General features: G+C 71.6%; 9 protein-coding genes. 7 read left to right on the top strand and 2 right to left on the bottom strand.

Annotation, left to right across the window (positions count from 1 at the left end):
• Nucleotides 1-186 precede the first annotated feature (186 nt).
• The 3 genes from OHA99_RS22850 to OHA99_RS22840 all read left to right on the top strand — a co-directional run bounded on the left by OHA99_RS22850 (nucleotide 187) and on the right by OHA99_RS22840 (nucleotide 2235).
• Nucleotides 187-636, top strand: coding sequence for a VOC family protein (locus OHA99_RS22850; protein ID WP_405697537.1), 450 nt, complete (start codon nucleotides 187-189; stop codon nucleotides 634-636).
• 142 nt (nucleotides 637-778) lie between these two features.
• A complete protein-coding gene (locus OHA99_RS22845) occupies nucleotides 779-1375 on the top strand; it encodes a GNAT family N-acetyltransferase (RefSeq protein WP_405697534.1) in 597 nt (198 codons plus the stop codon).
• Between the two features lie 323 nt (nucleotides 1376-1698).
• On the top strand, nucleotides 1699-2235 hold the full coding sequence (locus tag OHA99_RS22840) for a hypothetical protein (RefSeq protein WP_366473029.1): 537 nt from the start codon (nucleotides 1699-1701) through the stop codon (nucleotides 2233-2235).
• 181 nt (nucleotides 2236-2416) lie between these two features.
• On the opposite strand, the gene OHA99_RS22835 is transcribed toward OHA99_RS22840, so the two are convergent.
• Entirely contained in the window at nucleotides 2417-3049 is a 633-nt protein-coding gene (locus tag OHA99_RS22835) for a TetR/AcrR family transcriptional regulator (RefSeq protein WP_153179583.1), read from the bottom strand.
• A gap of 173 nt (nucleotides 3050-3222) precedes the next feature.
• On the opposite strand from OHA99_RS22835, the gene OHA99_RS22830 reads away from it, so the two are divergent.
• The 4 genes from OHA99_RS22830 to OHA99_RS22815 all read left to right on the top strand — a co-directional run bounded on the left by OHA99_RS22830 (nucleotide 3223) and on the right by OHA99_RS22815 (nucleotide 9148).
• A complete protein-coding gene (locus OHA99_RS22830; RefSeq protein ID WP_153179582.1) occupies nucleotides 3223-4155 on the top strand; it encodes an ABC transporter permease in 933 nt (310 codons plus the stop codon).
• Nucleotides 4148-5032: an ABC transporter ATP-binding protein gene (locus OHA99_RS22825; protein WP_366473030.1), complete on the top strand. Its 885-nt coding sequence runs from the start codon at nucleotides 4148-4150 to the stop codon at nucleotides 5030-5032. Before OHA99_RS22830 ends, OHA99_RS22825 begins: the two co-directional genes overlap by 8 nt.
• A gap of 160 nt (nucleotides 5033-5192) precedes the next feature.
• On the top strand, nucleotides 5193-7433 hold the full coding sequence (locus tag OHA99_RS22820; RefSeq protein ID WP_405697529.1) for a CDP-glycerol glycerophosphotransferase family protein: 2241 nt from the start codon (nucleotides 5193-5195) through the stop codon (nucleotides 7431-7433).
• Nucleotides 7430-9148: a glycosyltransferase family 2 protein gene (locus tag OHA99_RS22815; RefSeq protein WP_405697526.1), complete on the top strand. Its 1719-nt coding sequence runs from the start codon at nucleotides 7430-7432 to the stop codon at nucleotides 9146-9148. The genes OHA99_RS22820 and OHA99_RS22815 overlap by 4 nt, the downstream gene beginning before the upstream one ends.
• Before the next feature lie 229 nt (nucleotides 9149-9377).
• On the opposite strand, the gene OHA99_RS22810 is transcribed toward OHA99_RS22815, so the two are convergent.
• Nucleotides 9378-14360, bottom strand: coding sequence for an NAD-glutamate dehydrogenase (locus tag OHA99_RS22810; protein ID WP_405697523.1), 4983 nt, complete (start codon nucleotides 14358-14360; stop codon nucleotides 9378-9380).
• Nucleotides 14361-14636 lie beyond the last annotated feature (276 nt).

Below are 14636 nucleotides of genomic sequence, written 5' to 3'. Positions count from 1 at the left end.
GAGCGCCTTCAGACACTCCACCGTCGCCCGGGCCAGCGAGCCCAGGTAGCCTTGTCACCGCCAAGGTTCCGCCCGGGGGCGCCGGCCGACCGTGAAGACCGCCCCCGACCTCGTCACCCACGTCCGGGCAGGCGCCCGCTCCAAACGCGACCACACCGCCACCGAACGCCCCGGGGAGGCAGCCGCGTGACCCGGCCGACGCACGGGACGTTGCACCACGTCGAGATCTGGGTGCCCGATCTCAGCCGTGCACTCGCCTCGCTCGGCTGGCTGCTGGCGACGCTGGGCTACACCGTCTCCCAGAGCTGGGCCAGCGGCCGCAGCTGGCTGCCCGGGCCGACATACCTCGTCCTCGAACAGTCCCCGTCCCTCACCGCCGACCGACACGATCGCCGTCGCCCCGGGCTGAACCACCTGGCGTTCCACGTCGAGGACGCCGCTGCTGTCGAGAAGCTGACCGTCGAGGCCGCTCAGCACGGTTGGCGCCTGATGTTCCCAGAACTGCACCCTCATGCCGGCGGTTCACAGCACTACGCCGCCTACATGGAGAACGTGGACGGTTTCGAGGTCGAACTCGTTGTGATCAGCCCACCACCGGACGAGCCTGTGCCCAACCAGGTTGCCACTGCCCGGTGACGCCTTGGGTGAGCATCCGACGGGCGGCCTGAAGATCCTCACGATCCGATCGTCACACCGGCTCGCACGGGTGCTGGTTGGCACGTCCAGGCAGCCAGTCGACGCACGGAGCGGCCGCGGTCACCGCACTACCTTGTTCGCCATGAGCAACGACGCCTTCACCGGCCGGACTGTCCGCCTGGTCCCGCTGTCCGTCGACCATGCCGAGTCGCTCCTTCCCTCCGCCTCGGACCCGGAGGTGTGGCGGTGGATGCCCAGACCGCGTCCCGAGTCCCTGGCGGAGATACGGTCGATGCTCGAGCAGATGATTGACGATCCGGCGCGACGGTGCTTCGCGGTCCAACGACTGGACGACCAGTCGGTGGTCGGCTCGACGAGTCTGTACGAAGTCGACCTCGTTCAGGGTCGCGCCGAGATCGGTGCGACGTGGTTCGACCGCTCCTGCTGGGGCGGCCCCTACAACGCCGAGTCGAAGCTCCTGCTGTTCAGCCACGCGTTCCACACCCTCGGCCTCACCAGAGTCGCGTTGCGCACGGACAATTTGAACGAGCGGTCCCAGAAGGCCTTGATCCACCTGAGTCTCGTCTATGAGGGCACCCTGCGCAGTCACATGGTCCGCCAGGACGGCACGCGTCGCGATTCCCTCTACTACAGCCTGCTCGCGAACGAGTGGCCGTTGGTTCGCGACAAGTTGCTCGCCAGAGTCGCGTCCAAGGAGCGGCGGGCCACAGGGCGATGAGGCCGGCTACCGTCGCCTTGAACCCGCGCATACCGAAGCAGAACGCGCGCAGGTGGTCTTCGAAGCCGACGTGAAACCACGCGCACCCGCCGCCCGGGGCATGTTCAGCGGCGACCGCGACCAGCCATGGTCACCAGTCGGTTGGCGGCCCGAACGGCCGAAGCCCTCGGCGCGCAGCGCGTCGAGGAGAGCGTTGTCGGCGTTTCCCGCCGCTGGCAGGTGACCGTCTCGGCCCGCTCACACGCCGACGCGTGCGGGCCCGGCGCTCGGCGAGAACTCGAATGGGCGCGCACACGACCTCGGTGACGACTCAGACTGCGGCCATGGACCAAAAGGCCAACACCTACGACCTGTTACTCATCGGCGGCGGCTCGGGCGTCGGCAAGAGCAGCGTCGGCTGGGACGTGTCCGTCCAGCTGCGGCAGGCCGGGACCGCGCACTGTCTGATCGAGGGGGACGGCATGAGCCAGATCGAACCCGCTCCCGACGGCGACCCGCACCGTACGGCGATCACCGAGCGGAACATCGCCGCGGTGTGGGCGAACTACGCGGCGCTCGGACAGCGCCGACTCATCTACACCAACACCGTCAGCATCCTCGAGGCGCCGATGATCGGACGGGCGATGGGCGGGGACGAGGTCAGGGTCACCTGCGTGCTGCTGACCGCCGACGAGGCGACCGTGCGGCAGCGGCTCGCCGTACGGGAGACCGGGTCGCAGCTCGGCGTGCACATCGAGCGCAGCCTGCGCATGGGGCGGCGCCTGGCCGACGAGGCTCCCGTGGGCACGGTCCGCGTGCCGACGGACGGACGGACGGTGCCGGACATCGCGGCGCAGGTGGTCCGGCTCGCCGCCTGGTGAGGAGCCGCGTCGGCCGGAGGCCACAGCGGTGCGACGACGCCGCCGGCCACTGCGGCGACGGAACCGAGCCCAGCGCCGTCCGGTACTCCCGACCGCCGGAGCGCCGCCCGTCCCGGACCGTCCCCAGCGACACGGCCCCAGCGAACGCCCGGCGTCTCGTGCGGGAACAGTCCGCCCCGGCTCAGAGCGCCTTCAGGCCCTCCGCCGTCGCCCGGGCCAGCGAGCCCAGGTAGCCCTTCGGGGGTTTCGGGCCGCGGACGACCACCGAGCGCCAGTACAGCGGGCCCGAGATCAGGTCCAGGGCCAGGTCGGTGTCGAGGGCCGGGCCCAGCTCGCCGCGTTCGGCCGCCGCCGCGAGGATCCTGCTGGCGACGCCGTCCTGGCCCTCGCGCAGGGTCTTCTGGAGGGCGTCGGCGATGTCGGGATTGCGGGCCGCCTCCGCCTGGAGGTCGGGGATGACCTGCGAGGCCACCGGGTGGCGCAGGGCACGGGACGTCACCTCGTACAGGAGCCGCAGGTCGCCCTCCAGGGAGCCGGTGTCCGGCGCGGGCAGGCCCTGGACGGCGAGGGCGGAGACGATGTCGAGCACCAGGTGCAGCTTGGAGCGCCAGCGCCGGTAGACGGCGGTCTTGCCGACGCCCGCGCGGCGCGCGATGCCCTCGATGGACATGCGGGCGTAACCGACCGCCGCCAGCTCCTCGAAGACCGCCGCCCGGATGGCCTCCGTCACGTCCTCGCGCAGCACCGCCGCCCCGGCGGGGGCCCGGCGGCGCGGGCGCGGCGTCGGCTCGTCGGCGGCGGCGTTGGTCGTCATGCGCGTCAAGCATAGGGCGTCACGACGAAACGGTTGCGTTCCGGCGTCGCCACGCCCTACGCTCACGTCACGACGATACGGTGCCGTCCCGACGTAAGTGAACACACACGGTCACCCGGGTGAACGCCGGGCGCCACCCTCTCGCCCCCTCCCCCCGAGCGAAAGCACCGGATGTGAGCCAGGTCCTCGACCCACCGCCCCCGACCACCGAGGCGGCCCCCACCCCCGCACCGGACCACGACCTCGCGGCGCTCGCCGCCCGGCACGGGCTGTCGGTCAGCGGCGCCCGCCCCTCCCTGCCCGAGTACGTCCGCCAGCTGTGGGCGCGCCGGCACTTCATCGGCGCCTTCTCCACCGCCAAGCTCACCGCCCAGTACAGCCAGGCCAAGCTGGGCCAGGTCTGGCAGGTGATGACGCCCCTGCTCAACGCGGCGGTGTACTACTTCATCTTCGGCATGCTGATGAACACCAGCCGCGGCGTGGAGGACTTCGTCCCGTTCCTGGTCACCGGCGTGTTCGTGTGGACGTTCACGCAGAGCTCGATCATGGCGGGCACCCGGGCGATCTCCGGCAACCTCGGCCTCGTACGCGCCCTGCACTTCCCGCGAGCGGCGCTGCCGGTGTCGTTCTGCCTCCAGCAGCTCCAGCAGCTGATGTTCTCGATGGGCGCCCTCGTCGTGATCCTGCTCGCGTTCGGCGTGCCGCCCGGCCCCTCCTGGGTGCTCGCCGTCCCGGCGCTGGTGCTCCAGTTCGTGTTCAACACGGGCGTGGCGATGGTCATGGCCCGGGTCGGCGCGAAGATTCCCGACATGGCCCAGCTGATGCCGTTCCTGCTGCGCACCTGGATGTACGCCTCGGGCGTCATGTTCAGCATCCACCACATGACCGGCCCGGACAGCGGGCTGCCGTCCTGGATCGGCCCGCTGCTCCAGGTCAACCCCGCCGTCGTCTACATCGACCTGATGCGCTTCGCGCTGATCGACAGCTTCGGCGGCGGCATGCTGCCCGACCACGTCTGGGCGCTGGCCCTGGGCTGGGCACTGGTCGCCGGGATCGGCGGCTTCATCTACTTCTGGAAGGCCGAGGAGACGTACGGTCGTGGCTGACACCCCCGCTGACAACACCCCCGCCGAGCGCGTGCCCACCGTCGTCGCCGACGGCGTCGACATCGTCTACCGGGTCAACGGCACCGGAGCCGGCCGCGGCTCCGCGACCGCCGCCCTCAACCGCATCCTGCGCCGCGGGAAGGCCGAGAAGGCGGCCGGCGTGCGCCGGGTGCACGCCGTGAAGAACGTGTCCTTCGCCGCGTACCGCGGCGAGGCCATCGGCCTCATAGGGACCAACGGTTCGGGCAAGTCGACGCTGCTCAAGGCGGTCGCCGGCCTGCTTCCGGTGGAGAACGGCCGCATCTACACCGACGGCCAGCCCTCCCTGCTCGGCGTCAACGCCGCCCTGATGAACGATCTCACCGGCGAGCGCAACGTGTACCTCGGCGGCCTGGCGATGGGCATGTCCCGCGCGCAGATCAAGGAGCGCTACCAGGAGATCGTCGACTTCTCCGGGATCAACGAGAAGGGCGACTTCATCACCCTGCCGATGCGCACGTACTCCTCCGGCATGGCGGCCCGGCTGCGGTTCTCCATCGCCGCCGCCAAGGACCACGACGTGCTCCTGGTCGACGAGGCGCTGGCCACCGGCGACCGTTCCTTCCAGCGGCGCTCCGAGGAACGCATCCGGGAGCTGCGCGAGCACGCCGGCACGGTGTTCCTGGTCAGCCACAGCAACAAGTCCATCCGCGACACCTGCGACCGGGTGCTGTGGCTGGAGCGCGGCGAGCTGCGGATGGACGGGCCCACGGAGGAGGTCCTGAAGGAGTACGAGAAGTTCACCGGCGGCCCGGCGGCGAAGCCCAAGGCGACGCCCAAGCCCGCCGCGTCCAAGCCCGCGCCCAAGCCCGCCCCCAAGGCCACGGCGGTCGCCTGAGCGCCGTGTCCCCCGGAAGCCGTGTCCCCCGGAAGGCGTACTCCCCACTCCTCCGATTAATCCTTTTACCCGATTGATGTCACTATGACCGAATAGACAACGACCCACAGGAGTGCTCCGGGAGCGACGAAGCGAAGGCCGAGGCGAAGGAGTCCCCACGATGCCCGAGACGGTCCCCGATCCGTTCCCCGAGACGGCCCCCGACCTCAGCGTCGTCGTCCACGGCCGCAACGTGCAGGACCACCTGCCCGCCCTCCTCGACTCCCTGGACGCCCACCCCCTCACCGGCGTCGAGGTGATCGTCGCCGCCGTCGGGGACTGGGCGCGGGAGACGGCCGAGCGGCACGCTCCCGCCTTCACCGTGCTGCCGCTCCCGGACACGGCGGGGGACGCCGCGGCCCGCTCGGCCGGGGCGGCCCGGGCGCGGGGCCGGTGGCTGCACTTCGTGCACGCCAAGGACGGGCTGCCGCCCGGCGCCCCGCCCGCCCTGGCGCGGCACGCCGCGGGCCTCCCCGACCGCGTGGACGTCCTGCTGTGCGACCACGTCCGCAGCTCCTGGCGGGCCTCCGGCCTGCCCTCCCCCGACGGGCCCCGGCTGGCCCGGGCGGGCCGCTCCGAGGACGGCCTCTCCCTCGACGACCGCGCCGCGCTGCTCCGCCTGACCCCGCTGCTCGGCACCCGCGCCGTGCGCGCCGGCTTCTGGCGGCGGCACGAACGGCTCCTGACCACCGAGGACGAGCCGTTCGCCGCGTACGCCGCCCTGCTGCTCGCCGACCGCGTCGCCTGCCTGCCGCACCCGGCGTACGAGGGCCGTCGGCTGCGGCCCGAGAGCCTCCCGCCCCTCACGCCGGCCGAGCGGTACGCGCTGGTCGACCGCTACGAGGCGCTCCTCGGCCTCACCGCCGGCCGGCCCGCCGTCCACGGCGTCCTGTACGACCTGATGGTCCGCGACTGCCTGCACACCTTCGCCCGCGCCGGGATGCCCGACGACGTGGCGCGGGAGTTCTTCCACCGGGCGTCCGTGACCGCCCGGCGCCACCGCCCCGAGGGGCTCCGGCAGCCCGCCGGCCTGGAGGGCATGCGCCGGTCGCTCCTCGAGGAGGGCTCCTACGGCAAGTACCGCGCCCTCCAGAGCGCCAGCCACGCCCGCCGCGCGGTGCGCTCCGCCGCGCGCACCGGCAGGCGCCGCGCGGGCACCCGGCTGCGCACCCTCCAGTACCGCGCCGCCCTGGCCCGCCCGGTCGACCCGCACCTCGCGGTCTTCTCCGCGTACTGGAACCGCGGGGTGGCCTGCAACCCGGCCGCGATCGCCGCCAAGCTCGCCGAACTCGCCCCGGGCATCCACCCCGTGTGGGTGGTCACCGCCGCGGGCGCCGCCCTGCTGCCGCCCGGCACCGACCACGTCGTGCCCGGCACCCGCCGCTACTGGGAGGTGCTGGCCCGCGCCAAGTACCTCGTCAACAACGTCAACTTCCCGGACGCGGTGGTCAAACGCCCCGGCACCGTCCACCTCCAGACCCACCACGGCACCCCGCTCAAACGCATGGGCGTGGATCAGCTGCCCTACCCCGCCGCCGCCCACGGCCTGGACTTCCAGGCGCTGCTCGAGCGGGTCGACAAGTGGGACTACAGCGTCTCCGCCAACAGCCACACCACCCGCATGTGGCAGCGGGCCTACCCGTCCCACCACATCTCCCTGGACCACGGCTATCCCCGCAACGACGTCTACTACACCGCCGGCGCCGCCGAGGTCCGCGCCGCCCGCGCACGCCTCGGCATCGCGCCCGGCCGCCGCGCGGTCCTCTACGCGCCCACCCACCGCGACTACGAGGCCGGCTGGACCCCGCGCCTGGACCTCGCCGCCCTCGCCGAGTCGCTCGGCGGAGAAACGATCCTGCTGGTGCGCGCCCACTACTTCTACGACGGCGCCGCCTCCCCTCTGGGAGACCTGCGCCGCACCGGCCGCGTCGTCGACGTCTCCTCCTACGAACCCGTCGAGGAGCTGTGCCTGGCCGCCGACGCGCTGGTCACCGACTACTCGTCGATCATGTTCGACTACGCCAACCTCGACCGCCCGATCGTCATCCACGCAGACGACTGGGAGACCTACCGCACCACCCGCGGCGTCTACTTCGACCAGATGGCCGAAGCCCCCGGCCCGGTCGCCCGCACCCAGGCGGAACTGACGGAGATCCTCACCACCGACGCCTGGCACGACGAGCGCGCGACGAAGGCACGGGCCGCCTTCCGGCGCCGGTTCTGCGAGTACGACGACGGCCACGCCGCCGAACGCGTCGTACGCCGCGTCTTCCTCGGCGAGGACGAGCGGACGCTGCCCCCGGTCCTGCCCATCGAGGACCGCACCCCGGCCCCGAGCCCCGAGGAGGCCACCGCGTCATGAGGACAGCCACCACGAGCCCGGCCACGGGCACGCTCCCGCCCCTTTCGCCGAGTACTCCGGACGTCACCGTCACGGTCATCGTGTACAACGACGCCGAACGCCTCCCCCGCGCCGTCGCGTCCGTGCTCCGCCAGACCCACGCCAACATCGAGATCGTCATCAGCGACGACCACTCGACCGACGCGACGGAGGAGGTGGCCCGCGAACTGGCCGCCCACGACCCGCGGATCGTGTACCTCCGGCTGCCGGAGAACAGTGGCGGGTGCAGCGCCCCGCGCAACCGCGCCCTGGAGATCGCCCGGGCGCCCTACCTGATGTTCCTGGACAGCGACGACGAACTCCCCGAACGCGCCGTCGAGACCCTGCTCGCCGCCCACCGCGAACGCGACCTGGACTTCGCCATGGGCGCCGTGCACCGCGTCCGCGTGGACGGCGGACGCCGCACGACCTGGATGCCGCACCTGGTCGCCGAGCGCCGCACCCTCGACGGCATCGAGGCCGACCCCCGGCTGTTCTTCGAACACCTCTCCACCAGCAAGATGTACGCCCGCGCCTTCCTCGACCGGCACGGCCTGCGCTTCCCCGAGGGCATCCACTACGAGGACCAGCTCTTCTCGGCGCAGGCATACTGCCTGGCCAAGACGTTCACCGTCGTCCCGGAGCCGGTGTACCGCTGGTACATAGCCCCGTACGCCACCTCCGACACCGCCTCCATCTCCAACCAGCGGCACAAGCTCAGCAACGTCCGCGACCGCGTCCACGTGCAGCGCCTCATCGACGCCTTCCTGGCCGAGAGCGGGCACGAGGGGCTGCGCGAGGACAAGGACTACAAGTTCCTCAAGCACGACTTCCGGATGTACGCCGGTGACCTCCCCTACCGGGACGACGCCTGGCTGACCTCCTTCGCGGACCTGGTGAACCCCTACCTCGACACGCTCTCCGAGGGCGCCTGTGCCCGGCTGCCCCGCTCCGAACGGGTCGTCCTGCGGCTGCTGCGCGACCGGCGCCTGTCCGACGTGCGCACGGCGGCCCGTGGCCTCGGCCACGACGTGGCGCCCCGCCGGGTGACGCCGGACGGGGAGAACGGCCGCGTTTACTGGGGCGAGCGTGTTCCGGAGTCCCCGGAGGCCCGCCGCGAGCTGGACCTGACGGACCTGGAGCTGGACACCCGGCCCTTCTTCACGGCCCTGCTGCGGCACGAGATCACGCGGATCACGCGCGGTCCCGGTGCGTCGGTCGACCTGACCGTCCGCACCTACGACCCGGCCCGGCGCCTCCCCGTCGGGCCCCAGCGCGCCGTACTCCACCTCTCCCCCGGCCGCCGGCGCCTCACGGTCGCCTTCCGTCTCTCGCCCGTCCGCCCCGGGCTCTTCGAGGGCCGCGTCCGCCTGGATCTGGCGGCGGCCCGTCTCCCGGTCCACGGCTTCCAGGGCACCCGCCATCCCGTGCTCCGCCTCCGCCACCGGGGCCGCACCCACACGGGCATCCTGCTGGCGCCGCTGGCCTTCCCGCCCCTCACGGCCCGCGTCCCCTACCGCGCCGGTCTCACCCCGCACCGCGTCACCCTCCGCCCGGAGGGCCACAACCCGGGACGCCTTCAGATCACCTGGCAGCCGGTGGGTGCCACCGCCGCGGTACTACGCCCTGCCGCACGCCGCCTGTCGACACCCCGCACGCGCAGAGCAGCCCGCTTGGCAGCGAACATCCTGCACTGAGGCAACCGCGGGCAGTCGTGCCACACCCCGCCGCCGCTGCAGGCGGTCGTGCCGCCCCCGCCGCCGCTGCGGGCAGTCGTGCCGCTGGGGCGGCACGGGTGGGCGCAGCGGCACCCCGTACCGCCGGGCCGCGCACCCCGCCCGACCCCAGGCCAGACGCAAAGGCGCCCCGGACCGAACCCGGCCCGGGGCACCTCACACGGCAACGGCGTAAACGCCGTACGGCGGCCTACGAATGCGTACGCAACAACGTCCGCATCGTCCGCATGGCCACCGACAGGTTCGACAGATCGAACTCGTCCGACGACCGGATCTCCTCCAGCGTCGTCCGCGCCCGCCCGAGAATCGCCGCGTTCTTCTCCTCCCACGCCTTGAACCGCTGCTCCGGCGTCGACGACCCGTCGCCCACCGCCAGCACATCCGCGGTCAGCGACGCGTGCGCCGCGTACAGGTCCTCACGGATCGCCGCACGGGCCATCGACTGCCACCGGTCGTTCCGCGGCAGATCACTGATCCGGTCCATCAGCTGCGTGACACCGAGCCGGTCGGCGAGGTCGTAGTACACCTCGGCGACGTCCAGCGGCTCCTTGCCCATGCGGTCGGCCACCGACACGATGTCCAGCGTCGCGAAGGCCGAGGAGAACCCGGCCACCCGCGTGGCCGGCTCGTCCGGCACCCCGACCGCGGTCAGCTCATCGTGGATGTGCTGGTACCACTCCGCGTCCGCACCGCGCAGCAGCTTCGGCAGCTGCGACCACACCTGCTCGACCCTCTCGGCGAAGAACTCCACCGTCTCGGCCAGCTCCAGGGGCTGCGGCCGGTTGTTGAGCAGCCAGCGCGTGCCGCGCTCGACCAGGCGGCGCGAGTGCAGCCGGATCCGGGTCTGGACGGCGGCGTCGACCTTGGTGTCCAGGGCCTCCACCGCGTCCCACACCGGGGAGGAGCGGAAGATCGCCCGCGCCACGGTCTGGGCCCGCACGATCTCCTCGAGCGACGCGCCGGTCTCCTCGCGCATCCGGTGCAGATACGTCGTACCGCCCGTGTTGACCGTGTCGTTGACCAGGACGGTCGTCGTGATCTCGCGGCGCAGCGGGTGGCCGTCGACCTGCTCGGCAAACTGCTCGCGCAGCGCCGTCGGGAAGTACGCGTGCAGCAGGCCCTTGAGGTACGGGTCGTCCGGCAGCGAGGTGTGCAGCAGCTCCTCGGCGACCGTGATCTTCGTGTACGCCAGCAGCACGGCCGTCTCCGGACCGGTCAGACCGTGTCCGCCGCTCAGCCGCTCACGGATCTGCCGGTCCGTGGGCAGGAACTCCAGGGCCCGGTCGAGGTGGCCCTCCCTGACCAGGTGGCGCATGAAGCGCTGCTGGGCGCTGAGCATGTCCTTGGACTGCGCGAGCGCGTTGGCGATCGCGGTGTTCTGCGCGTAGTTGTTGCGCAGGACCAGCGCTCCGACCTCGTCGGTCATCTGGGCGAGCAGCTTGTTGCGCTGCTTGACGGTCATGTCGCCGTCCTTGACGAGACCGTTGAGCAGGATCTTGATGTTGACCTCGTGGTCCGAGGTGTCCACGCCCGCGCTGTTGTCGATGGCGTCGGTGTTGATCCGGCCGCCCTGCAACGCGAACTCGATCCGGCCCAGCTGGGTCATGCCCAGGTTGCCGCCCTCGCCGACGACCTGGACCCGCAGGTCCTTGCCGTCGACGCGGATGGCGTCGTTCCCCTTGTCGCCGACGTCGGCGTTGGACTCCGTGGACGCCTTGACGTACGTACCGATGCCGCCGTTCCACAGCAGGTCCACCGGGGAGCTGAGGATCGCCTTCATCAGCTCGGCCGGGGTCATCTTGGTGATGCCCGCCTCGATGCCGAGGGCCTCGCGGACGTGCGCGTTGACCGGGATGGACTTGGCCGAGCGCGGGAAGACGCCGCCGCCCGCCGAGAGCAGCTCGGTGTTGTAGTCCTCCCAGGAGGAGCGGGGCAGCTCGAACAGCCGGCGGCGCTCGGCGTACGAGGTGGCCGCGTCCGGCGTCGGGTCGACGAAGATGTGCCGGTGGTCGAAGGCGGCGACCAGGCGGATGTGCTCGCTGAGCAGCATGCCGTTGCCGAACACGTCGCCGGACATGTCGCCGATGCCGACGACGGTGAAGTCCTGGGTCTGGGTGTCCACGCCCAGCTCCCGGAAGTGCCGCTTGACGGACTCCCAGGCGCCGCGGGCGGTGATGCCCATGCCCTTGTGGTCGTAGCCCGCGCTGCCGCCGGAGGCGAAGGCGTCGCCGAGCCAGAAGTTGTAGGACTCGGCGACCTCGTTGGCGATGTCGGAGAACTTCGCGGTGCCCTTGTCGGCGGCGACGACGAGGTAGGTGTCGTCCTCGTCGTGCCGGACGACGTCCTCGGGGTGCACGACCTCGCCGGCCACCATGTTGTCGGTGATGTCGAGCAGCGCCGAGATGAACGTCCGGTAGCTGGCGATGCCCTCCGCCATCCACGCGTCGCGGTCGACGCCCGGGTCGGGCAGCTGCTTGGCGACGAAGCCGCCCTTGGCGCCGACCGGCACGATGACGGTGTTCTTCACCATCTGCGCCTTGACCAGGCCGAGGATCTCGGTACGGAAGTCCTCCCGGCGGTCCGACCAGCGCAGACCACCGCGCGCGACCTTGCCGAAGCGCAGGTGCACGCCCTCGACGCGCGGCGAGTACACCCAGATCTCGAACGCCGGGCGCGGCGCGGGCAGGTCGGGGATGGCCTGCGGGTCGAACTTCATGGAGACGTAGTCGTGCGGCACGCCGCCGCTCGCCTCCTGGAAGAAGTTCGTGCGCAGCGTCGCCTTGATGACGGTGAGGAAGGACCGCAGGATCCGGTCCTCGTCGAGGCTCGCCACCTGGTCGAGGGCGGCGTCGACCTCTTCGAGCAGGGCGTCGACGAGCTCCCGTCCGGCCCGCTGCCGCTCCGGCGCCATCCGCGCCTCGAACAGGTTGATGAGCAGGCGCGTGGTGTGGACGTTGTTGCGGAGGGTGTCCTCCATGTAGTCCTGGCTGAACGTCGAGCCGGCCTGCCGCAGGTACTTGGCGTACGCGCGCAGCACCATGGCTTCGCGCCAGGTCAGGCCGGCGCTGAGCACCAGCGCGTTGAAGCCGTCGTTCTCCGCCTTGCCGGTCCAGGTGGCGGCGAAGGCGTCCTGGACGCGCTCGCGGGCGTCGTCGCCGAGGTAGTCGGCGCCGCCGGCCGGCGCCTTGGGCATGCGCAGGCCGAAGTCGTAGATCCAGGCCGTGGTGCGGTCCGCGCAGCGCAGCTCGTAGGGCCGCTCGTCGGTGACCTCGACGCCGAGCCGGCTGAGCACCGGCAGGACGGCCGACAGGGAGACCGAGCCGCCCTTCTGGTAGATCTTGAAACGCCGCTCCTCGGGCGCGGCGCCGACCGGCTCGTACAGGCTCAGCTCGAAGGTCTTGTCGTCGTCGAGCCGTTCCAGGTGGCCCAGGTCGGCGACGGCGGAGCGGGGGCCGTGGTCGGCCTTGTAGCCCTCGGGGAAGGCGGAGCCGTAGTGGCGCAGCAGCTCCGCGGCACGCTCCTCGCCGACCTCGGCGGTCAGGGCCTCGCCGAAGCCGTCGGCCCAGGAGCGGGCGGCCTCCACGAGACGGGCCTCGACGCGGTCCTTGTCGGCGTCGGACAGGTGCGGCAGCTCGGTGCCCTGCGGGACCCGGACCACGAAGTGCAGCCGGGACAGGATCGACTCGGTGTTCCAGGCGGTGAAGTCGACGTTGGTGCCGCCGAGCTCCTCCTTGAGGATGTCGATGATCCGCAGCCGGACACCGGTGGTGTAGCGGTCGCGGGGGAGGTAGACGAGGGCCGAGTAGTAGCGGCCGTACTCGTCCTGGCGGAGGTAGAGCCGCAGGCGGCGCCGCTCCTGGAGGTAGAGCACCGAGGTGACGATCGGTTCCAGCTCCTCGACGGAGGTCTGGAACATCTCGTCGCGCGGGTACGTCTCCAGAATCTGCAGCAGGTCGCGCCCGTCGTGGCTGTTGGGCGAGAACCCGGCCCGCTCCAGCACCTCCTCCACCTTGCGCCGCACGACCGGCACCCGGCGGACGGACTCGGTGTAGGCGGCGGAGGAGAACAGACCGAGGAAGCGCCGCTCACCGACGACGTTGCCGTTCTCGTCGAACTTCTTGACGCCGACGTAGTCGAGGTACGACGGCCGGTGCACGGTGGCCCGGCTGTTGGCCTTGGTCAGCACCAGCAGCCGGTGCTCGCGGGCCTTGGCCCGGGCGTCGGCGGGGAGCCGCTCGAAGGACGGGCTGACCGGGTGGCTCTCGTCGGCCGCGTGGTGCGGGTCGGAGCGCAGGATGCCGAGGCCGGTGCCGGCGACGGCGGCGAGGGAGTCGTCCTCGCGCAGCTGGTACTCGCGGTAGCCGAGGAAGGTGAAGTGGTCGTCGGCCAGCCAGTGCAGCAGCTCGCGGGCCTCCTCCAGCTCGCGCGCGGGGAGGTCCTCCGGGGTGGCCTCGGCCGACAGCTGGTCGGCGATGTGGACGGCCGCGTCGCGCATCTTGCCCCAGTCCTCGACGGTCTCGCGGACGTCGTTGAGGACCCGCAGCAGGTCGGCGGTGATCTGCTTGAGGTCGCCGCGGTCGGTCTCGCGGTCGATCTCGACGTGGATCCAGGACTCGACGTGCGCGTCGTGCGGCAGGTCGGCGGCGGGCGGACCGGCGAGCACCTCGACGAGCTTGCCGGCGATGTCGCGTCGCACCACGATCTGCGGGTGGACGACGACGTGGATGCCGCGGCCCTGGCGGGTCAGCTCGTTGGTCACGGAGTCGACGAGGAAGGGCATGTCGTCGGTGACCACCTCGACGACGGAGTGGCTGCACGTCCAGCCGTTCTCCTCGACCGTCGGGGTGTGCACCCGGACGTTCGCCGTGCCCTGCGGGCGGTTCTCCGCCAGCCGGTAGTGCGAGACGGCGGCTCCGAAGACGTCGACCGGGTCGCGGTCGGCCAGGTCCTCCGGGGCGGTGTGCCGGTAGTAGCGCTGGAGGAACGCGAACACGGACGCGTAGTCCGGGGCGCCGTCCGGGGCGTCCGGCGCGCCCGGGGTACCCCCCGGGGTACCCGGAGTGCCCTCGCCCGTCGTCCCGGTCGGTAGTTGCCCCCCGACCGGGCTGTTCTCAGCTACCCGCGCAGCCCTTTCGAGCAGCTCGGCCTTGGCTTCGTCCAGCTTGGTCTGCATTGTCCTCTGACTCCTGTCGCGCGCCGTTGCGTGACGTAGAAGGAAGTACGGTCTCCTGCCTTCCGGCATGACGTCGGGACACGGGGTGTCCGGTCCACTTCGACGCTATGCCGCAAGATGAGAGGAGCGGGGGCATATCAGCCAATGTCGCCGCTGTCGCCGGGTGTGACTTCGCTCTCGCCGTCACCGTCCGGGGAGTGTGCGGCGGCCTACCGGGGGCCTCGGCCACCCCGTCCCGCCCGCGAGGATCAGCGACCGCCGCCCGGTCACGGATGT

It is taken from the genome of Streptomyces coelicoflavus (genome assembly GCF_045041415.1).
In the GTDB taxonomy this organism is placed as follows: domain Bacteria; phylum Actinomycetota; class Actinomycetes; order Streptomycetales; family Streptomycetaceae; genus Streptomyces; species Streptomyces coelicoflavus.
The sequence above is the reverse complement of the archived record's forward strand: the minus strand, read 5'-3'. Positions and strand labels throughout refer to the sequence as shown.